The 20,637-nt window shown below is 45.6% G+C and carries 24 protein-coding genes; 17 read left to right on the top strand and 7 right to left on the bottom strand.

All coding sequences use genetic code 11. From position 1 onward, the window contains the following. Nucleotides 1-243: 243 nt before the first annotated feature. A complete protein-coding gene (locus AC3ITG_RS31660) occupies nucleotides 244-711 on the bottom strand; it encodes an anthrone oxygenase family protein (protein ID WP_489252411.1) in 468 nt (155 codons plus the stop codon). A 127-nt stretch (nucleotides 712-838) separates the two neighbouring features. Between AC3ITG_RS31660 and AC3ITG_RS31655 the strand changes: the two genes are divergently transcribed. Together AC3ITG_RS31655 and AC3ITG_RS31650 are read left to right on the top strand one after the other, a co-directional pair. Beyond that, nucleotides 839-1,369: a GrpB family protein gene (locus AC3ITG_RS31655; protein ID WP_489252410.1), complete on the top strand. Its 531-nt coding sequence runs from the start codon at nucleotides 839-841 to the stop codon at nucleotides 1,367-1,369. 102 nt (nucleotides 1,370-1,471) lie between these two features. After that, nucleotides 1,472-2,437, top strand: coding sequence for an SMI1/KNR4 family protein (locus tag AC3ITG_RS31650; protein WP_489252409.1), 966 nt, complete (start codon nucleotides 1,472-1,474; stop codon nucleotides 2,435-2,437). A 142-nt stretch (nucleotides 2,438-2,579) separates the two neighbouring features. On the opposite strand, the gene AC3ITG_RS31645 is transcribed toward AC3ITG_RS31650, so the two are convergent. After that, entirely contained in the window at nucleotides 2,580-2,939 is a 360-nt protein-coding gene (locus tag AC3ITG_RS31645; RefSeq protein WP_489252408.1) for a winged helix-turn-helix transcriptional regulator, read from the bottom strand. Nucleotides 2,940-3,081: 142 nt separating this feature from the next. Between AC3ITG_RS31645 and AC3ITG_RS31640 the strand changes: the two genes are divergently transcribed. From AC3ITG_RS31640 to AC3ITG_RS31615, 6 genes are all read left to right on the top strand, one after another. Beyond that, nucleotides 3,082-3,435 carry a DoxX family protein gene (locus AC3ITG_RS31640; RefSeq protein ID WP_489252407.1) on the top strand — a complete coding sequence of 118 codons (354 nt, stop codon included), beginning with the start codon at nucleotides 3,082-3,084 and terminating at the stop codon, nucleotides 3,433-3,435. Between the two features lie 448 nt (nucleotides 3,436-3,883). Continuing rightward, a complete protein-coding gene (locus AC3ITG_RS31635; protein WP_489252406.1) occupies nucleotides 3,884-5,509 on the top strand; it encodes a rhamnogalacturonan lyase B N-terminal domain-containing protein in 1,626 nt (541 codons plus the stop codon). Between the two features lie 250 nt (nucleotides 5,510-5,759). Next, nucleotides 5,760-6,575: an SDR family NAD(P)-dependent oxidoreductase gene (locus AC3ITG_RS31630; protein ID WP_163755876.1), complete on the top strand. Its 816-nt coding sequence runs from the start codon at nucleotides 5,760-5,762 to the stop codon at nucleotides 6,573-6,575. A 40-nt stretch (nucleotides 6,576-6,615) separates the two neighbouring features. After that, on the top strand, nucleotides 6,616-7,350 hold the full coding sequence (locus AC3ITG_RS31625; RefSeq protein ID WP_076287245.1) for an SDR family NAD(P)-dependent oxidoreductase: 735 nt from the start codon (nucleotides 6,616-6,618) through the stop codon (nucleotides 7,348-7,350). Between the two features lie 67 nt (nucleotides 7,351-7,417). Next, nucleotides 7,418-7,837, top strand: a complete 420-nt coding sequence (locus AC3ITG_RS31620; protein WP_489252405.1) for a MarR family winged helix-turn-helix transcriptional regulator — start codon at nucleotides 7,418-7,420, stop codon at nucleotides 7,835-7,837. Nucleotides 7,838-8,044: 207 nt separating this feature from the next. Next, nucleotides 8,045-8,416: a winged helix-turn-helix transcriptional regulator gene (locus AC3ITG_RS31615; protein WP_489252404.1), complete on the top strand. Its 372-nt coding sequence runs from the start codon at nucleotides 8,045-8,047 to the stop codon at nucleotides 8,414-8,416. Nucleotides 8,417-8,471: 55 nt separating this feature from the next. Here AC3ITG_RS31615 and AC3ITG_RS31610 read toward each other — a convergent pair whose 3' ends face one another. Then, nucleotides 8,472-9,542, bottom strand: coding sequence for an SDR family oxidoreductase (locus AC3ITG_RS31610; protein ID WP_413030027.1), 1,071 nt, complete (start codon nucleotides 9,540-9,542; stop codon nucleotides 8,472-8,474). A 249-nt stretch (nucleotides 9,543-9,791) separates the two neighbouring features. On the opposite strand from AC3ITG_RS31610, the gene AC3ITG_RS31605 reads away from it, so the two are divergent. After that, complete coding sequence (locus tag AC3ITG_RS31605) at nucleotides 9,792-11,114, top strand: ATP-binding protein (RefSeq protein ID WP_489252403.1); 1,323 nt, start codon at nucleotides 9,792-9,794, stop codon at nucleotides 11,112-11,114. Nucleotides 11,115-11,210: 96 nt separating this feature from the next. On the opposite strand, the gene AC3ITG_RS31600 is transcribed toward AC3ITG_RS31605, so the two are convergent. Next, a complete protein-coding gene (locus AC3ITG_RS31600) occupies nucleotides 11,211-11,732 on the bottom strand; it encodes an NUDIX domain-containing protein (protein ID WP_489252402.1) in 522 nt (173 codons plus the stop codon). Nucleotides 11,733-11,854: 122 nt separating this feature from the next. Here AC3ITG_RS31600 and AC3ITG_RS31595 point away from each other — a divergent pair, with 122 nt between their 5' ends. From AC3ITG_RS31595 to AC3ITG_RS31585, 3 genes are read left to right on the top strand one after another with little or no spacing between them, the layout of a single operon-like run. Further along, complete coding sequence (locus AC3ITG_RS31595; RefSeq protein WP_489252401.1) at nucleotides 11,855-12,223, top strand: DUF4180 domain-containing protein; 369 nt, start codon at nucleotides 11,855-11,857, stop codon at nucleotides 12,221-12,223. A 54-nt stretch (nucleotides 12,224-12,277) separates the two neighbouring features. Then, nucleotides 12,278-12,760 (top strand): SRPBCC family protein, encoded by a 483-nt coding sequence (locus tag AC3ITG_RS31590; RefSeq protein ID WP_489252400.1) that lies wholly within the window; start codon nucleotides 12,278-12,280, stop codon nucleotides 12,758-12,760. Between the two features lie 50 nt (nucleotides 12,761-12,810). Next, entirely contained in the window at nucleotides 12,811-13,935 is a 1,125-nt protein-coding gene (locus AC3ITG_RS31585; RefSeq protein ID WP_489252399.1) for an SGNH/GDSL hydrolase family protein, read from the top strand. Between the two features lie 112 nt (nucleotides 13,936-14,047). On the opposite strand, the gene AC3ITG_RS31580 is transcribed toward AC3ITG_RS31585, so the two are convergent. Next, complete coding sequence (locus AC3ITG_RS31580; protein WP_489252398.1) at nucleotides 14,048-14,581, bottom strand: dihydrofolate reductase family protein; 534 nt, start codon at nucleotides 14,579-14,581, stop codon at nucleotides 14,048-14,050. 68 nt (nucleotides 14,582-14,649) lie between these two features. On the opposite strand from AC3ITG_RS31580, the gene AC3ITG_RS31575 reads away from it, so the two are divergent. The 4 genes from AC3ITG_RS31575 (at nucleotide 14,650) to AC3ITG_RS31560 (ending at nucleotide 17,469) form a co-directional block, all read left to right on the top strand. Then, nucleotides 14,650-15,555 carry a helix-turn-helix transcriptional regulator gene (locus AC3ITG_RS31575; protein ID WP_489252397.1) on the top strand — a complete coding sequence of 302 codons (906 nt, stop codon included), beginning with the start codon at nucleotides 14,650-14,652 and terminating at the stop codon, nucleotides 15,553-15,555. A gap of 271 nt (nucleotides 15,556-15,826) precedes the next feature. Further along, nucleotides 15,827-16,093 carry a CD3324 family protein gene (locus tag AC3ITG_RS31570; protein WP_413373967.1) on the top strand — a complete coding sequence of 89 codons (267 nt, stop codon included), beginning with the start codon at nucleotides 15,827-15,829 and terminating at the stop codon, nucleotides 16,091-16,093. Nucleotides 16,094-16,305: 212 nt separating this feature from the next. Next, a complete protein-coding gene (locus AC3ITG_RS31565) occupies nucleotides 16,306-16,863 on the top strand; it encodes a class I SAM-dependent methyltransferase (protein WP_489252396.1) in 558 nt (185 codons plus the stop codon). Between the two features lie 27 nt (nucleotides 16,864-16,890). Then, complete coding sequence (locus AC3ITG_RS31560) at nucleotides 16,891-17,469, top strand: hypothetical protein (RefSeq protein WP_489252395.1); 579 nt, start codon at nucleotides 16,891-16,893, stop codon at nucleotides 17,467-17,469. On the opposite strand, the gene AC3ITG_RS31555 is transcribed toward AC3ITG_RS31560, so the two are convergent. Then, entirely contained in the window at nucleotides 17,464-17,820 is a 357-nt protein-coding gene (locus AC3ITG_RS31555; RefSeq protein ID WP_489252394.1) for a winged helix-turn-helix transcriptional regulator, read from the bottom strand. The two genes, AC3ITG_RS31560 and AC3ITG_RS31555, sit on opposite strands and share 6 nt — an antisense overlap. Nucleotides 17,821-17,973: 153 nt before the next feature. Between AC3ITG_RS31555 and AC3ITG_RS31550 the strand changes: the two genes are divergently transcribed. Further along, nucleotides 17,974-18,591: a flavin reductase family protein gene (locus AC3ITG_RS31550; RefSeq protein ID WP_489252393.1), complete on the top strand. Its 618-nt coding sequence runs from the start codon at nucleotides 17,974-17,976 to the stop codon at nucleotides 18,589-18,591. Nucleotides 18,592-18,714: 123 nt separating this feature from the next. Here AC3ITG_RS31550 and AC3ITG_RS31545 read toward each other — a convergent pair whose 3' ends face one another. Then, entirely contained in the window at nucleotides 18,715-20,532 is a 1,818-nt protein-coding gene (locus AC3ITG_RS31545; protein ID WP_489254560.1) for an AbfB domain-containing protein, read from the bottom strand. Nucleotides 20,533-20,637: the final 105 nt, after the last annotated feature.

Genomic DNA, 20,637 nt, shown 5'->3' with positions numbered 1-20,637 from the left:
ATCTATGAGGATATTCGGGAGCATCAGCCGTTAACGTATACGTTTTATGATGAAGTGGCGAGCGAAATCAAAAAAATGACCAAACTGCTTCGTTTCTCCGTACCTGGAGTAGATGCCATGCAAGAGCAGAAGCCATCCGTTCGTGTCAGCCAACGTGCTGTAAACGAGTTGAAGGACTCTTGGATTTTCAATAAGTATTCTCTTGTTATGAATACCAAATAAGAATAGGCAGCAAGGCCCGTTTTAATTTCCAACTAACTGCAGCGCCACTGCCGTCAAGAAGAACACAAAAGCCAAAGTTGCCGCCGAAGAACGAACCACGTCTAATCGCTCCCATTGTCTCACTAACTGCTTCCAATTGCTTGGTGGTGCATCGGGATTCCAGGCGAGCGCACCTTTGTTAATAGGCACGGTACCGATAAGCGTAGTTAAAATAAAGATAAGTAAAGCAAGAACGCCTGCCCAGCGGAACTCGAATCCGGGTTCGGAACCATTCATCATGAGAACTGCAACCCCTGAAATGGCCGTGGGTAGAAAGATGGCAGGTACAAGTAAACGTAATTTCAGTATTAGTGCTTGTCGAACCCGAATCTGCGAAGGTTCATCCAGCTTAGCCAGGGACACATGCACTCCATAACGTACCACAAACTCTTCACCAGCCAGGATGCCGGCTAGAAAGATACTTACAAACTCAATAATAATCTGATACATAAGGAATATCCTCCTCGTGAATGTTGACGACTGTAGTTGAAGTATTGTTTAACGGTAATACACAATTGTGAATTCAACATGAACGAGGGGAGATAATGAATACCATGGATTTAGGGAGGGGATCATCATGGCCGAAAAAACACCTACTATTGAGGTCGTTCCATACGACCCGCAATGGAAAGTCGCTTTTGAACAGATAAAAGAAATGATAATCAGATATATCGGTGACTTGATTCTAAAAGTAGAGCATGTGGGTAGTACATCAGTTGAGGGTTTATCAGCTAAACCCGTTATTGATTTGGATGTTGTCATTGATAGCTATGATGTACTCCCAGAGATTATTAAGCGGTTGGCACTACAAGGATACGAATACCAAGGGAATCTGGGCATTGAAGGAAGAGAAGCCTTTCAAAGGACGTTTCAAGATGAACATATGAAGTATCATTTATATGTTTGTCCTAAGGATGGAAAAGGATATCTGGAACATATCGCGTTAAGAGACTATTTAAGAGTTAATGAGACGGCACGCAATGAATACCAACAATTAAAAATCAGGCTAGCGGAGCAGTATCGATCCGATATCGATCGTTATTGTGATAATAAAACCGCGTTCGTCACAAGGATATTAAAAGAGACACTCTATCGTTCCGAAAGTTGAACATTTCATCGGGGGCTAAGTTGGTGACAATCGCCTTTTTTGGAGCAGGCAGCACCTAAATGATATAATTTCTACAACGAATAAGAGAGGGAGGCAAGATCAATGAATGATGAACTCTTGGAACGGCTAGAGGCTTGGCATGAACAGGATGAATATGAAGAGATTGTGGATGCGATTACAGAGGTTCCGGAGGAGGAGCGGGATTATATTCTGGTCAACCATCTGGGTAGAGCGCTGAATAATATGGAGCGTTACCAGGAGGCAGTGGAGCAATTCCTGTCGGTTGAAGCAGAGGGACAGAATGATCCGCTTTGGCATTACCGCATTGGTCTGGCGTATTATTATTTGGAGCAATATGAGAACGCGCGTGAAGCTTTCGAAGCAGCGGACCGATTGGAGCCGGGAGATGAGGATACACAGGAGTTCCTGGAATGGATTCGGAATAAAACAGCAGACAAGCTTACAGAAGAAGTGGTAGAGGAGCCCGTGGATACAGTCCACTCGGTGACTGAAATCACCATCGAAGCTGCACCTGGTATCCATGCCGAATCGACGAGCTTCTGGAATGACAGTCCAGCAAACGTCGATCAATATGTGTTGTCCCCTCCTACCGATGAGCAAATTGAAGCGGTGGAGGAGCAATTGGTGTTCAAGCTGCCGACATTCTATGTGAACATGATGAAACTACATAATGGTGGTGTTCCCCACTATCGTTATTTTCCGGTTAGTCAGGCGGAGAATGATGGGAAGATTCAAGTTGAAATTTCGAATATCCTGGGTATTGGACGGGAAAAGGCACATTCACTGTGTGGAGAAGCTGGAAGCCGGGTGATCATCGAACAAGGGGGGTACCCCGAAATCGGTGTCGTTCTGTCTGAGTGCCCTTCCGATTCGGAGGTCGTGATGCTGGATTATCGTGAATCTGGCAATGCCGGTGAGCCCGAGGTTGTTCATGTGAATAAAGCAGAAGGCTACAAGATCACTTGGCTTGCGCCCGATGTTGAGACCTTTATTCAAGGTTTGGTGAATGAGGGAAATCAACCTGCAAACCTTGAGGGTTCACTGTAAAGAAGGTTATAGCTTCCTGTTATATAAATATTGAAGAGGCTGCATCCGTCACAAAGGATGCAGCTTTTTCAGTTGAAATCCTCTCATTCCATGCGGTAGAAGAAGGACGTAATGTTGATGGTGAGATCACCGTGTGTATTGTTTAGCTGCGTTCAGGCAGCTCTGTCGTCGGATCTTCCCCATAAAGCTCGTTCAAATGAGTGATGTGACCCTCACCCCAATCATTCATGGCCTGTAATAAAGGGGCCATTCGTTGACCGTACTCCGTGATGGAGTACTCGACTTTGGGAGGAATCTGCTGATAGATCTCACGATGGACGATGTCGTGATACTCCAATTCCCTTAATTGTTGGGTCAGCATTTTCTTGGTAATGTCAGGGATGGCCCTCTGAAGTTCACTAAATCTCATGGTGCCATTGGCGAAAAGCCGAAGTAAAATCACCGGTTTCCATTTCCCAACAAGGATGTCCAACGCCGTTTCAAACTTGCAGTAAGTACTCATAGGAAGCCCTCCAATCCTTTATTTATCTAAGGTTTCTTTTTGTATACTATGTTTAGTTTAAGTGCCTACTTCCAAATAGTTACCCCATAAAATATTATATGCCTAGGTGTTGATCATAAACAAGAAGAGGGGCTTACGAGTTATGAATATGGCGTTATGGATTGTACAAGGCATATTGGGTGTAGGATTTATTTTCTCGGGATGGATGAAGGCGTTCCAGTATGAGCAGGCAAAGAAATCGTGGCCTTGGGCAAACGAAGTTTCAAGAGGGCTGGTATTTTTTATCGGGGTCATGGAACTGGTTGGGGTCATTGGACTTATTGTTCCTCAAGCAACGAATATCGCCCCTGGATTGACACCGCTGGCGGCCATTGGCCTAGCTGTCGTTGTGCTGTTAGGAGCCATATTCCACATTGCCCGTAAGGAGTATAAGCAAATTGTTGTGAATATCGTTTTCCTGGTATTAGCTGTGTTCGTAGCGGTAGGACGCTTCTGAGTTTCAAGTTTCAAGTTCACGAGGGGAACACTGGACAGATATTTTGGATAGGAAAGTAGAGGCGATTGATTTCCGGTAGGGTTACGGAGAGCGGTCGCTATTTTTTATCTGGATATAATAAAAAAATAGAGAGGGATTATGGTAGGTAGATAGCTATTTTCATTGCAACAATATGTAATATAATGGTATTATTTTATTGATATTACCAGTAAGTTGAATGCAGATTATTTCTATACAGGAGGTGGTACAAGAGAACGATAGGGAAGATTGTTGACCCCATGGATATGCCGCACGCAGCAAGAATACCGAGATGAGACATAGGCTCGTTTGTCATACATTATAATGTAAGCGCTTCACTTCTAGTTCAGCTATCGCATATACGATATTTAAATCTGATTTTGGCCCATTACGAAAACGTTAAAAAACGATTCCAGGGAGGGATTAGCTCGTGAGCAGACGTTTAATGAAGAAGGGATTCAGTTCGTTTCTATTACTGGTGATGATGGCAGCAGCGCTATTATATCCAACATCCACCGGACACGCAGCCACCATCAATGTTACGGATAACGGGTCAAGGATTGAAGTGAATACAGGAGCAGGGCTGGTATACACGGTGAATAAAACCAATGGCGATATCATATCAGCCAAAATGAACGGAACGGAGCTGAACGGCTCCAGCAAGGGGTCCCATATCGGCTCTGGTTTGGGCTCAGCCAATGTAACCTGGAACACCTCTCCTTCGGGATCAACCGTATTGATCACCGTCTCCACCAGCACGCTTACCCACTACTATGCATCACGTGGTGGTGAGAACATCATCTATATGGCAACGTACGTCACAGCAGAACCGTCTGTAGGTGAATTGCGATATATTTTCCGGGGCAACGGCAGCGTATTGACAGGGGTTCCGGCCAATTCGAATAATCGGAACTATACCGGAGCAATTGAGAGCCAGGACGTTTTTGGTTACGCCAACGGACAGAGTACCTCGAAGTATTACGGCAACGATCAGGCCAAGGATCTGACCATTCGAGGCGTTACGGGTAACGGTTTAGGCGTGTTTATGGCCTATGGCGACCGAGAGAAAAGCTCGGGAGGTCCGTTCTTCCGTGATATCCAGTTCCAGAGTGGTGGGGATACGGAGGTCTACAATTACATGAATTCAGGACATGCCCAGACAGAAAGTTGGCGTATGGGCCTGCATGGGCCGTATGCCTTGATCTTCACCACCGGCGCAACGCCAAGCGTACCTGATTTTAGCTGGATGTCGGGTCTTAACCTGACTGGTTGGGTGTCCAGCCGAGGTAATGTCGTGCTTAACAGGCTCTCTGGCATGGATACGGGTTATGCATATACAGTTGGTTTTGCCAACAGCAACGCCCAATATTGGGTGAATGCCTCTTCGAACGGGGCAGCTGCCAAATACAGTATGATTCCGGGTACATACACCATGACGGTGTATAAGGGGGAACTGGCCGTCTATACGGAAAGTGTGAACGTCACTGGAGAATCAACGACAACGCTGAATACACGTACGATCAACAATGACCCAAGTAAAGCATCCAGCATCTGGCGCATTGGGAATTGGGACGGTACACCGTCGGAGTTCCTGAACGGCCAGACGATACCGATTCGTCATCCATCCGATAGCCGTAATCCAAGCTGGGGCCCTGTCAGTTATGCGACCGGCAGTGCAAACAACAAGTTCCCAGCGATTCAGTTCCGTGGACAAAACTCGCCCACAACCGTTACCTTTAGCCTGAACTCTTCCCAAGCGGCATCTTCGCATGTACTTAACATCGGTATTACCGCAGCATACAACAATGGAAGACCCAGCGTAACGATTAACGGTCAGACGTTAACGAATCCGGCAGCTTCCTCCCAACCGAATTCGCGCAGCTTTACGATTGGAACCTATCGGGGCAACAATACAACCTTTTCCTGGAATATCCCGGCTTCCTATTTCGTTAATGGGGCAAACACGGTAACCATTACGCCGATCAGTGGCTCCAGCGATTTAGGCAATTGGTTAAGTGCCGGGTGGGTGTATGACTGTGTTGAATTGTTGAATTAAAAATAGGCCAACTAAAGGACCTAATTAAGCCAACCGGATAAGGTTATCCTTATCCGGTTTTTCCAATTTCCATTTTAAACACTTCGCTTGCTTCGCTAAAGATATCCAAAATAAGGATATAGGGCCGTATGCGTTGCAGAAAGACAATTCCTCTGCTATTATTTAGACATCTAATATTTAGTCATCTAAATAACTAAATAATAGAGCTGCTATTTATTTTCGGTTTCTTTATGAAAGGAGCTTGAGAACCATGTTGAGAATGAAAGACAAAGTAGCCCTTGTAACTGGAGGTGCTTCTGGAATAGGATTGTCCGCAGCCCAATTGATGGCGAGAGAAGGAGCGAAAGTCGTTATTGCTGATTTCAATGTCAATGGGGCAAAAGAAGCGGCAGCGAACATTCAAGCTGAAGGCGGAGATGCAGTAGCCGTATTTCTTGATGCCGGAGACGAATTTTCGATTAAGGAAGCTGTCGAGTTTGCGGTGCAGCAATATGGTAAGCTCACCAGTCTGTTCAACAACGTTGGCCTGACCAACCTGAAGAAGGATTTGGACGTGGTTAACGTGGATCTGGACGAGTGGGATCGGCTGATGAACGTGAATCTGAAAAGCGTGTTGCTCGGCTGTAGATTCGCCATCCCTCATATGATTGAAGCGGGTGAGGGTTCCATCATTAATACGGCCTCCATGGCTGGCTTTACAGGCGATGCGGTTCGGGTTGCTTACGGTGCCTCAAAAGCAGGAGTAGTGAATCTAACAAGGTATATTGCCACCCAATATGGCAAGCATAACATTCGTTGCAATGCTGTCGCACCTGGATTGATCTTGACCCCGGCAGCCCAGAATAACATGCCTCCGGATGTATTGGATATGTTCGCAAAATATAACGCACTGCCTTATCACGGGGAACCCGATGATATTGGATACACCGTCGTATTCCTGGCCTCAGATGAGTCCAAATTCATTACCGGTCAGACCATCCAGGTTGAGGGTGGCCATTATATTGCCAACCCAACCGTTCCCGATTTTGAACAGTTTATGAAATCACACAATACGCCTAGCAACTAAAGCAGCGTCGTATAAATAAATTACGTTAGGAGCGTTTCATATGGGAAGATTAGATAATAAAGTAGCTATTATTACTGGTGGAGCATCAGGAATTGGTGAAGGCATGGTGGATCTCTTTGCAAAGGAAGGCGCCATCGTTATTGCTGCAGACATTAATGAGGAAGCACTGGAGAAAGCAAGCCAAAAAGAGAATGTGTATGGAATGAAGTTGAATGTTTCCTCCGATGAAGATTGGGAGATATTAGCGAAAGTAGTTAACGAACGTTTTGGTAAAATTGATATTCTGGTCAACAATGCAGGCATTTCTTCAGAGAAGCCGTTTGAGGAAATCAATGCGCAGGATTGGCAGAAAATGCTCTCCATTAATGGCTTTGGCCCATTTGCTGGCATGAAACATGTAGCTCCTTATATGGCAGCACAAAAGAAAGGTTCCATCGTCAATATCTCTTCATACACCGCATTGATTGGACAAGGCTTTAACCACTATTCGGCATCCAAAGGGGCAGTACGCGCATTATCCAAAGCAGCGGCGACAACCTTTGGTCGTCAAGGTGTTCGGGTGAATGCTCTCTTCCCTGGGATCATCGAAACACCAATGACTCAAGCCTTGAACACGTCGAAGGAATTGCTTGATCGACTCGTTCAGGCAACGCCTTTGCAACGTCTGGGGCAGGCTATCGATATTGCCAACGCTGCATTGTTCCTGGCATCGGATGATTCTTCGTACATTACAGGATCTGAGCTGGTTATCGATGGTGGATACTCAGCCCAATAGCGTGTAAAATGATGACAGCCCTTAAGTTGAATGAGGGCTGTTGTTTTATTTTTACGAGGAGGATCACATGGAAGAACAGAACATTTTTGAGCTTATACACAACATGGACAATTTCACCAATAAATTGATTATACAGTGGAACAAATCGTTTAATGAGGACCTCGGCGTCTCTCATGTGCTTGTACTCAGTCATCTCAATCAAAATGGAAAAAGCCGACCTTCGGATATTGCCAAACTATTGGGCCTGACTCCGCCTACACTCAGCTATTTAGCTGATAAGCTGGTTGCCAAGAAATTAGCCGTCAGAATGGTAGATGAAGCTGACCGCCGCATTATATATTTGAACATTACCGATAAAGGGGTCGAAGTCCTCGAAAGAGCAATATTGGAGGGGCAGAAGCTGCGTAAGAATTTATTCCAGAAGCTGACCGAAGAGGATCGAGCCCAATTAGTAAATATTTTTGAGAAGATGAATCGGGAAGATTGAAGAATAGCCTGAACCTTTGACATAAAGGAAGCAGGCTATTTTTTTGTAACACTAATACCTATCCAGACAGAATTTTAGTTATGATATAAGGATAAGATGCATCTTTGCCAAGCACTTCAAATCACTAATGATCCAACGCATCGCTGGTATACAAAAAAATAATCTGTTCAGGATACACTGAATTTTGGAAGGGAGATAGAAGCTGATATGCAGGAACCGATCAAAGTATATAACACTGCAGTTGAAGCCCTTCTTGAAGTGATTGGCGGCAAGTGGAAGCCAGTTATCTTATTCCATCTTACCTTTGGCAAGAAACGTAATGGCGAACTAATAAGGCTGCTACCCTCCATTACACAGAAAGTATTGACCCAACAGCTTGGTGAACTGACGGATGCGGGGATCATTTCGCGTATTTCCCATCACCAGGTTCCACCGAAGGTGGAGTATGAGTTAACGGAGTATGGGTGGAGCCTTAAAGAGATTCTTCATCTGATGTGCAGATGGGGCGATACACATGTAGAAAAGGTTTATGGTGATCGAGGGAAAATCTTGTTTAAGCCGCCGACCTCTGACTGTTGACGGTGCAAAGCCGATTCTTGTAACAGGAATCGGCTTATTGTGCATTCTATATCTATTACGGAATGATCTTGCGCTCGCGTAGATTTTCAAATATATCCATAAACATACTCTCTGTATCAACGAAATCGTGAAATCCGAAACGACGGGCTTTGGATCCATCCGCGAAGAAATCATAATCCCAAGAGAAGACAAAATCACCGAAGGACCAGGAGGAGACATCATCATAGGAGGTATTCATTAAACCATACTTTTCAATCATGGAATTCCAAAGCACTTCTTTGTCTGCCATAACGGTTGCAAGCGAGAGAGGCAGGGGTGGTGCCGTTTCCAGTTCGAAAAATGCAGCAATTTTGGGCCAAAGTTCATTCCAGCGAAACAGATCGCCGTTGGTGATATTAAACGCCTGATTAGCACAGCGTGGATCGGTTGCCGCCCAGACAGTCGCACGAGCGAGCAGTGATGCATCTGTCATTTCAAGTAGGGAGTGGTAAGCTCCGGGTTTCCCGGGAAAACGAAGTGGCAAGCCAAGTTCCTTAGAAATGGATGCATACACCCCAATAACCATGGTGAGGTTCATTGGATTACCCAGAGCAAATCCACATACAACGGATGGACGCAGAGCTGACCAGGTCCAACTGCTTCCAGATTGCCGTTCCTCGAGAAATTGCTGCTGGTCGATATTGAATTCAGGGGGCATATGATGCGCATCCGTTTCCCTGGCAGGTGTTTTAAATGGGCCCAGATGTGCACCGTACACCTTATAACCTTGCATTAGACTAATATGTTGGAGATTGGGTGCGATCCGTTCGATGGTATTCACGACATTGACGAGCATGTCGAGATTGGGCTGGACCAATTCGGCCCAGGTCGGGCGATCCTGATAAGCGGCGTAGAAAATATGAGTAACCGATGTTAACTGGCACAGTTTGGCCTGAGTATCTGCTTCGTTTAGCAAATCGGCCGATATATATTGTAACCTAGGGGCATCTTCTCCTCCACGACGTGATACACCAATAATATTCCATTCCGGAAGTGTCATTAAATAATCAATGAGGTTTCTTCCAATGACGCCTCCAGCACCGATGACAAGCGCAGTGTAACTGGTAACAGATTGATTGGGTTTCAATGGGCATGCTCCTCTCTTCTTCTGTCATTATTGTGGATCAGAATAAGAAAGGTGAGAAGTACGCACCTCAAAGTGACATACGCACTTGAGAGTTATATATGGGTCAGGCGTAGGTTACTGAAGCTCTTTAGTGTAATAAGTACTTCCCTTATTTTTATCATTTCTAATGAATTCTTCATATGTTAGTATGTTTAACGTCTTAAGCGCAGATGAATGAGGAGCGCTAATCGAGGGTATGATGGGTGGAATATGATGCGCAATTGGGTTCGTAATGAAAATGTGCAAATGACTGCAGTTGCTTTTGCTACAGCTGTGGGGGCGCTTTTTAAAATAAATCCTTTTCGGGAGGATTACTTCCGGATTGGTCTGGGTGTAAGTATACTTTTATTTTTGCTGATGATTATGCCGCATCTGTCTTATGTGAAGACGGGGATTTTGGCGGGGATTGTGAACTTCATTTTTCAATCAGCTGATTTAATGAATCATGTGAATTCGATCTCGATCATCGAAAGCATGCAGGATAATCTCGGTGCGGGAATGTATTATGTCGTATTCACCTATGGCCTCAGCAAGTTCAAGAACAGATTCCATGAGATACCGCCTCTTGTGCTGGGTGGATTGATTACGTGCATTGATTTTTCCTCTAATCTCGTGGAGCTATTCATTCGCGGTGTATTGAGTGGGACAAATATCTTTTATATGAAAGAATGGCTTTATCTGCTGGTGCTCGGTGGTTTGCGAAGCTACTTTATCATCGGGCTGTATAACAGCTTTGCGGTGAGGCAGATGCGACTGCTGCATGCTGAGCAGGAGAAGCGGATGGAGCAGATGCTGAGCGTTAACTCAGGTCTGTACGGTGAAGTCTTTTATCTGAAAAAAGCCATGAATACGATTGAAGGTATTGCCGTAGACAGCTACGACCTTTATCGGGATCTCAGAGAGCAGGACTTGAACCAATACAGCCAGCGGACGCTCGGCATCGCCCAACAGATTCATGAGGTCAAGAAGGATTCCCAGCGTATCCTTGCAGGTCTGTTGAAATTGTACGATAGCGAAAAATCGGTGAATATGAGCCTTTCCGAGGTACTGAATTTTGCGACCAAAGGAAATCGGAAATATAGTGAAATGCTCAACAAAAAGATTGAGATCCACATCGAGCAGCAATATGATTGCGACTCCCCTTACTACATTCCTCTCTTAACTGTGATGAACAATCTGATCGCCAATGCCGTGGAAGCTATTGAGAACGACGGAACAATTCAGATTCGAGTATTGGAAGAGGGAGCGGATGTGCAATTTGTGGTTATCGATTCTGGAAAAGGTGTGCCAGAGGCGAAGCGAGACGTGATCTTCGAACCAGGTTATACGACTAAATTCAATGAAGTGGGCATTGCAGCAACCGGAATTGGCCTGTCCCATGTACGTGATATCGTTCAGTCTCTGGAAGGTAGAATCAGCGTGAAATCAGCGCCGCAAGGCGATAAGGGCTCCGCATTTGTCGTATCCATTCCAAAAGCGAATCTCATTAAGGAAGACGGTGCAGACGACACTTTCTATCAAGATCGTGGATGATGACGTCATGTGCAGAATCATGCTGATGGATATCATTGAACCCGGATGAGGATGGAGCGGAGCGACTCCTTCTCACATCCTCATGGATGATCCAGCTTAATCCAGAATCACTTTTTTATTGGGTTGTTCCAGAAACTCAAACATGGTTTTAACTTGTTCAATCGTATTCCTTTCCAACGAAAGCTCAGGCAATTCGTCCAATGAGAAGAATTCAACCGCACTGGTCTCCACCCCTGTTTCAGCTTTTCCTCCAACAATTTCACATTGAATAAACATCTTATATACATGATAGGGTTCGGGTGGATGATCATGAAATTTTTTGTCCAATACGGCTAAAAGTCTCATCGGCAGGACATCAAACCCGGATTCTTCTTTAATTTCTTTCACGGCTACCTCCGATGGTGAGAAGCCGATGTCGCCCCATCCCCCTGGTAATGCCCATGCCCCATCTATTTTCTCGCGAACCAAAAGTATTTTATTTTCCCTGAAAACAACACCACGAATATCAACTTTAGGCGTTGCGTAACCGGAATCACTTGCAAACGTGAGTGAAATTTTTTCTTTGTTAACCGAAGTGTAGTTGGAAGCAGAAGAATTGTTGTCGATAATTACAAACAATGGACAACTCATAACAACCGGATTGTTCAAATGAATAAATAAACACGCTCAAAAAGTCGTTGCTTTTCACTATGGAACTGCGAGATATTATAAAGAAAAGCTGTGCGGAAGGAGAAATTACAATGAAAATAACCATTGACCAACAGGGTAACTCCAAGGTTGCCATCATCGAAAGCAATGACATCGTTATTAACAATGTTCAAGACGCACTGGATTTGATGGCCTCAGTGAACTACACAGATGACGCTCATAAAATCCTGATTGATAAATCCAACCTCACCGAAGATTTCTTCGAACTGAAGACCAAACTTGCAGGTGATATTTTGCAGAAATACGTGAACTATCAGGTGAAGCTTGCCATAGTCGGAGATTTTGACGGATACAACAGTAAAAGCCTCAGAGACTTCATCTATGAGTGCAACCATGGCAAGCATGTTTTCTTTTTGAAAAACAAAGAGGAAGCGCTTCAGGCTTTGCACAATATCGGATAATTCCACATTCAGAGCGGTAAGAAATCGATTTATTCTTATGGAGGAGGTACCATTATGATTGCAGATTTGAAGCGAGTACCGAATGGCACCATGGCTTGTTTTGAACGTCATTGGAAGCACGCTGCGGAGGATGTATGGTCCTTTTTAACGGAAAACGAAAAGCTTGCAAAATGGTTCTCCGAACTCGAAGTAACGGACCTTCGGGAAGGTGGAAGCATCAAGTTTAATATGCCGGATGGTACCTTCAAGGAACTCAACATTATCGAGCTTATCCCTGGCTCTGTTCTCGAATATACCTGGGCAGAAGACCGGGTTCGGTTTGAGTTATACCCAGAGCCGAATGGGTGTCGTCTGCTGCTGCTTGAAACCATCCATCACATCACAAGCCATACACCTAAAGATCTAGCGGGGTGGCATGTCTGCCTGAACGTCATTGAGGCATTACTGGATGGGCGTGCCTTGGAATCTCGTGAAGCAGAATGGAAAATCTGGTACGAGGAGTACCAGAAGCATGTAGACCATTTTCTCAAAAACTAGTCATATGAGACTGCCCCTTTGGGGCAATAATCATGCGGGAGGAATACATCGTGAAGGCTAATGAGAAATTACAGACGTACGCGTTATCTGATATCAGCAACCTCAAAGTACACGGCAGAACGACAGGACAACGGTCGCCCTTAACCTTGTTTTGGACCGGAAGTGCGGTTGAACTTAATGTAAATGGCTCTGAGTTGTGGGTGGAGATCGAGTCCGATTATGACCTGTATGAACCTTGGATCAGCATTCTGATTAACGGTGTCCCGGTGAGCAGACAGATGTTAACGGCGGGAAGGTATTGGATCTGCGTATTCCGAGGAATGAACGAGAATGTGGTGAAAAATGTACGGATTGTGAAAGATGTACAGGCTATGAATGGAGATCCGGGCTGTTCCTTGCAGATTCATGCGGTCAAATCGGATGGCATCTTCCTGCCTGTAGAGGAGAGACCGTACAAGATTGAATTTATCGGTGACAGTATTACATCTGGAGAAGGTGCGATTGGAGCCAAAGCGGAAGAGGATTGGATTCCGATGTGGTTCAGCGCCATACATAATTATACGGCCATGACAGCAGAAGCGCTGAATGCAGAATACCGCGTCATCTCGCAGAGCGGCTGGGGTGTGCTGACGAGTTGGGATAACAATCCGAATGCAAATATCCCTGATTATTACGAGCAAGTCTGTGGATTGGTGACCGGAGATAAGAACGCAGCACTTGGCGCAGGGGGTAAGCATGATTTTAATTCCTGGCAGCCGGATGTAGTGGTGATTAATTTGGGAAGCAATGATGGAGGAGCCTTTCAAACCCCGGCGTGGAAGGACCCCGTTACCGGAAAGGTGCATAAGCAACGCTTGAACGAAGACGGCACGTACCACGAAGAGGATCTAGCTGTTTTTGAGAATGCCGTGACCCGATTCTTGATTCAACTTCGAAAAAACAATCCAGAAGCGCATCTCGTATGGGCATACGGCATGCTTGGATGCCCAATGATGCCAGCGATCTATCGTGCTGTTGACGCTTATACGAAACAGGCTGGTGATACGAAAGTCTCGGTTATACAGCTTCCAGATACGACCGAGGAGACGGTAGGCGCCAGAAGCCATCCGGGTGAGTTATCTCATCGAAGGACTGCTGATGCGTTAGCGGAATATCTAAAGGGAAATTTAAAATAATTTTAATTTACATTTAAAATCGGAAGAGTCAGACCTCTCTTGAATTAGAGAGGCCTGACTCTTCTTTTAGTACACCTTATACATCGAAAGGGATGTGTTAACTACGCTAAAGTTAATTCCCTTGTACCTGATAGCGGATCGAAATGATCTGCCCCAACGTGTACGTATGAATCATTTTGAAATGAGTTGGTACCGTTCCTGTTGGAAAGAGGGGGATTCCGTCACCAAGAATTTTTGGAATAATGGCAACCTCAACCTCATCGAGCAGTTGTTGTTGCAGAACGGCTTGTACCAGCTGGCCTCCGCCAACAATCCAAATATCACTGCCGGAGTCTTGCTTCAAACGAGGAATCAGGTTCTCCACAGCCTCGTCCGTAAATTGTACGTGTGGTGCAGGGGCTTGTTTGGAACGGGAGAGTACATACGTCGGGCGATCCGCATAGGGGAAATCCTCTGACAGCTTGAGCACCTCTTCATACGTAAGACGTCCCATAACCACCGATCCAATCGTTGAATAAAACTCGCCATACCCGTTATCGCCACCATCGCCTTCCACATCGAACAGCCAATCCACCGAACCATCCAGTCTTGCAATGTACCCATCCAGACTCATCGCAATGTATAGCACAACTTTAGTATTAGACATATCAATCGCTCCCTTCTGAAAAGTATGATACACTCCAACTATGACAAATGTTGACGTAGTTAGGTGGGGTGAACATAAATAATCGAAAACTCGCATTGATGCGACTGATGGATTCGAGAAAGAAATTTACGGCTCGTGAATTGGCGGAGCGTTTTCAGGTGTCGATCCGTACGATCCAGCGAGATCTGAATGATCTGCAGGAGTTGGGCTTTCCTTTGTATACGGAGGTTGGAGTGAACGGGGGTTACCGAGTGCTGCCTAATCGGATTTTGCCACCACTCCAACTTACACAGCATGAGGCGTTGGGTTTGTTTATGATGATTGAATATTTGGAGAACGTCCCGGATTTTCCGTACGGATCGATACGTGAGCATCTCGCCGAGGAATATTATTCAACTTTACCTCAGGATGTACAGGATCTGATTACACGGATGAGGCAGCACATTACGTTCCTTCAACATCATGCTGTGCAGGTCGAGGCATTAACAACAGAGATATTAGGCGCGGCCGTAGATAAAAGAGAGATTGAATTTATATATCATTCCCGGCAGGGACATAAAAAAGTACAGGTCTTCCCCATCGGCATCTATTACGATCACGGGCATTGGTATATGCCGGCCCGGAGGAAGGATCGGGTGCTGTTGTATCGGGTGGATCGCATGCAAGAGCTGGTTATGTTGGATTCCATCGACGAGTCGGTTCCTAGTTTGCAAGAGTGGTTGAATTTCAAGGAAGAGAGAGAAAGCGTAGAAGTCGTGCTGCAATTCACGGATTTTGGGGCGAGACTGGCAGGATCAGATGTACTGTTCAAGTCGGTTGAAGGTAATGAATGGCGAGGACTTGTTCCGTCTGAGGAGTTTCCTTTTACAGCGAGGAAGCTGCTTTCCTATGGGCCTGAAGTGAAGGTGGTTGAGCCTCTGGAGCTGCAACAACAAGTGAGAGAGATGCTGGAACGGAGTTTGAATCAGTACTGAATGTTGTAAAAGGATATTGTGTTCTCATATGGAACTTATAAGAGTACCATGAAAGTAACTAATATAGGATTCACCGAATGGGGGGCTACCATGATTCGATTCATAAGAAGTTTCACGATCCGCTCTATGCAGAGTCCATGCGATGAACAACGGCGGTTGTTTGTATAGAGCTTGAAGTCCATTTCCGCCACACCACTATAATGCGTATAACAGTGTTCATCGGTTGACTCTGCAGCCTTAAAGATCTTAACTTTTAAGGAGCGGAGCAAATATGAAATATATTAACGCAGACACCATCTTCCCGAAACCATTATTGAAGGAAATCCAGCGCCATATCCCTGGTGGATTGGTGTATATCCCCAAACCGAAGGAAACCCATCAAAAGTGGGGCGAGAATTCGGGCAGCCGAATGGTTTTGGAGCAAAGAAACGATGAGATCCGCCAGCTATTCGCTGCGGGCATGTCCATTGACCAACTCATAGAGCAATTTTGTTTGTCCATCGACAGTATCAAGAAAATTGTATATTCCAAAAAGTGATTAAAAGTTAGAGCTGCATTCGAGAAATCGAATGTGGCTTTTTGTGTTTTCTTCACGTTTACCCCGGCAGCATTCGCAAGGTCTGTCCTTCCGGAATATGATATAGCATACCAAGATCGCAAATCTTCATTATTCTTCTTAGTTTCATCGACTGCTTCTTCAGATTTGGATTCTATACTGATCTCAGAAATCAACTTAGGGGGTCGGACAGCATGGAATGGTTATCCTTTTTGAAGCAATACATTCAGGGTCCCCGATGGATTGGGGCGATTGCCCCCAGCTCAAAATATCTAGCAGCAAAAATGGTGAAAGACATCGCATTTGACCGTGCATCATGCATTGTGGAGTATGGGCCAGGCACGGGGGTGTTTACGGAAATGCTGCTTGCGAACATGCAGCCAGGGACGGTCTTGATCCTGATTGAAAACAACGCCCGCTTCTGCCAGTTGCTTCGCAACAAGTACGGTCATCTTCCGAATGTACACATCATTCATGATTCTGCCGTGCATGTCGATCAGCACATACAACTATATGGACTGAACAAGGTTGATTACATTGTATCCGGACTGCCTTTTGCGAGTCTGCCTGCGGAGGTATCACTGGACATTTTATCTAAATCAAGGCAATATTTGAAGAAAGATGGCAAGTTCATTACTTTTCAGTACACGTTACTTAAACGGGGATTGCTCAAGCAATTTTTCGAAAACGTAAGCATGACAAGGGTGTACCGTAACCTGCCGCCTGCTTATGTATTCAGCTGTAGCCGATAAAAAGAACGCACAGGATGGAGGATGATTTTGCGTAAATTAAATTATATCATCGGAACAGTTACTCTGATGTCTTTCATAATGATGGGGTGTAACGAGTCCAAAAAAAACGAAAGTATTCAAGAGCCAGCTCCAACTTCAACTAGTCAGTTAAGTATATTGACGAACCAAAAGGCATCCGCCCAGGAAGAACAACAGGCTCTTGAAATGACCTTGGATTATAAAAAGACGGAGTTTGCAGTCGATAACAAGGAGGGTGAAGAATTATTAACCGTAGAAAAGGTGTTAGCCAAAAAAGAGATCATGAAGCCCTTCCTGACTGAACGGAATCTTGAAAGAAATAGTATGGGTTTGCCATTTCAGGTGGCAGACAAAGAAGATGCGTCACTGCATGCTAAAGATATAAAAGCGAAGATTAAAGAAAGTAAAAACGATTGGATGCTCGTGGAGTACACGCTAAATTTGGTATTTACGAATTATGATGGAGAAGAAACGAAGACCATTCCGTTAGAAGGGGAGATTACCTTTTTACAGGAACAAGGGGAATGGCGCATTCAGGACGACACATACAATATGAAAGAAATCTTGGATATCGTCAATAAGCTATAATAATTCATTTAGAGTCTGTGAGTCCGGTACGTTGTGTACTCCCCATTTGCATATTTCCTCGAGAATCGGCATCAGGCTCTGCCCCCTGAGTGTTAAGGAATACTCCACCTTTGGTGGTGTCTGTTCATATTCCACTCTTTTCACAATATCATCGCTCTCCAGATCATTCAGTTGGGAGGTTAACACCTTGTACGTAATTCCAGGGACACGTCTCTTGAGTTCTCCGTAACGTGTAACCCCATGAAAGGCAAGCTGGTACATGATCTTCATCTTCCACTTTCCGCCAATGATGGACAAGGTGTAGTCAAATGGAGTCAGTGCTTCCTCCTGGGGTGTACTTGGTTTATCCATCGTAGATACGCTCCTTCGAGTAGGTACGCACTTTGAAGTGCGTACTTTTTTTGTACTGAACATGTGTATATTCTTAAATCAACTATATTTGTCCCATTGGAGTTTGTAAACCGAAGGAGCCGCGAATGGGAATGGAAGAAAGGACGAGAAAGATTGCCAAAACATGATGCAAATGAGTTTGTAACAGCAGCTCTCTCTGTAGAGGAAATGTATAAATTGATGATCGGGTCCGTGGTGCCAAGGCCTATTGCGTGGGTTTCCACGAGGAGTAAGGATGGGGTTCTTAATCTGGCACCTTTTAGTTTTTTTACCGTGGCTTCGCGCAACCCACCCACACTGCTCATTTCCATTGGACCAGGCGTAGGCGATAGGGAGGGTACCGTCAAAGATACACTGGTTAATATTCGGGAGACAGGTGAGTATGTCATTAATATGGTCTCAGCATCGTTGGTAGAGTCGATGCAGCAATCGTCAGCTGATGTGGTATCGGGGGAAAATGAATTCGAACTGGTAGGTGTTACGCCTAATCCGGGCAAACGTGTGAATGTGCCTTCCGTGCTTGAGGCTCCGATTGCCTTTGAACTTACACTGGATCGGATTATTGAGGTGGGTACAGATCATCTGGTTCTTGGAAAAGTAGAGCAAGCTCAGGTTGATGATGAGGCTTATGCGGGTGATTATAAAATAGCAATAGAGAACTGGCGGCCGGTAGCCAGTCTGGCCGGAGATTATGCCTTAATCCAACCTGCATTCTCAATCAATATAAAGTAGGGTTATCCCAGTCGGAATTAGGAATTTGGTAAAGCCTAAAGAGGCCATGTCTCCAGTTAAGATTCCTGAAGAAGCAGCCTCTTTTTCGAGATGGAATGCTCATTCTCATCTCCAATTTCTAAACTAAAAATCAGCTCGCCCAAACGTGGCGTCACCCTTCACCGTTGCGCTGCTGGAGGCATTGATGGCGTCCAGCTGCAATACATAGTCGTAATGCCGGATGTAGTATCCAGGCTGGCTGTACGACTGGAGGGATACTTTGGAGCTGTCAGCCCAGCCGGGGCTGCTCAGGAAAGTGGCATCTCCTTTGTAGGTGGCGGTATCCGTGTACGCTTCAAGTACGATTTTGTTGCTGGCATTGCGTTTCAGGAAGTAGCCAGGGAAGTTGATGGACTCCAGTGAGATGCCTGTAGAGCTGGCCAAGCCTGGTACAACGCGGAACTGGGAATCCAGTACAGGTGAGACGTTGGCGTCGATCCGTGCAGTGAAGTTGGAATGACGGATGTACCGATCTGGATAATTGAAGGAACTGAAACGGTTGTAATTCGTAGCATCAGGTGTTGCTGGGCCTAACATTTTGACCTCGTGCAGGGTTGGGGTGTACCAGTTACCCGGATTGTTCCACAGGACAGCGTTGACCATATTGATACGTACATACCGGGCGGTAAAATGAACAGCGTCGGTCGTAAACCCATAGGTGGTGTTGCTGGTTCGATCTAGCGTGGAGTAGTTGACGCTATCGTTGCTGATCTCAATTTTATACTTATAATAGCCTTCCGATCCTTTATACATAAACCAGGAGATATCGATCTCCGTGATGGTCTTCGGTGCGCCGAAATCGACCTGCCACCAGGCTGGCCAAGTATTGGACGATGCTGCCCAAGAAGTCTGATAGTTGCCGTCATTAACATTGGATGCAGATGATCCGGAGGCTGTGGAGATGGCGGTAGCTGTTTTGCCTTGGGCGTGATTAACAAGAGAAGGTGGCGTTACCGTGCCTGTTACAGCATCGATATTCCACTCTTTGTACCATTCCAGTGAGGCGGTTCCGTTTGAATCATTCAAGGTTAAAGGAAGCCAGATATGTTTATGTTCACCAAGATTGAGTGGATTCCAGCGGTCGCCCATATAAATATAGGATGTGGTGTTGCTGCCTGTAATCGTGGCAATATCATGGATCTGGGAGCCGAAGGCCGATGGATTGCCATAAGGTGTAAGAGCGGACCACGTGCCTGTCATGGACGATGCGGTTGCATACGCGCCCTGATTCGGATACCAGCCAGCAGCCTGAGAGGTGAAGAGGTAGTAACGATTGCCCTTTTTCACAACGGCAGGAGCTTCACGATAGGCGTTCTCGAATTGCCAACCCACAAAGGATTCCACACCGGTATAGCTGGCGTTCATTTTGAAAATAGCCATGGTATCATTGGCCCCGCCATTCTTGCGGGATGCTGTGATCAGATAACCTGTACCGTCTGTATCTACAAAAACAGTCATGTCGCGTGACTCGTAATCCAAAGGCCGAAAACTTCCCTCATACGTGAATTTACCGTTTGGTGTGCTACTCGTTGCTACCGCGACCCGTCCCAGATTGTAATCTGTACCGTTCTCGTAATGTGCCCATAGCACATACTGCTTTGTGGCGGCGTTGTAGATGACTTTGGGACGTTCGATTTTGCTGGAGGCCAGCTCGGTGGCTGAATCCTTGGTCAGAATGGCATTGCTGAACGTCCAGTTCTTCAGATCGGTTGAAGTATAGACATTAACGCTGTCAAACTTGCCGCTGACCGCATGCTCGCCGTACCAATAATACGTACTGCCGACTTTCAGAATGTTTCCGCTATTGGCCTGAATGGGGTTGCCTGTGGTATCCAGCCAATCGGAACCGTTGGTGATGGTCACGCTTGCCGCGCTGGTCCGTTCGGGATGAAACCCAAACATGGTTAGCGTTAGCGCGAAGACCAGAAGCCAAACTGCTTTCCTGTTGCCCATTACACACACCTCCTAATATCGGTCCTTTGTGAAGCGTTTACATACTTAGTGTAA

The organism is Paenibacillus sp. GL_099_B (genome assembly GCF_057835695.1).
The sequence above is the reverse complement of the archived record's forward strand: the minus strand, read 5'-3'. Positions and strand labels throughout refer to the sequence as shown.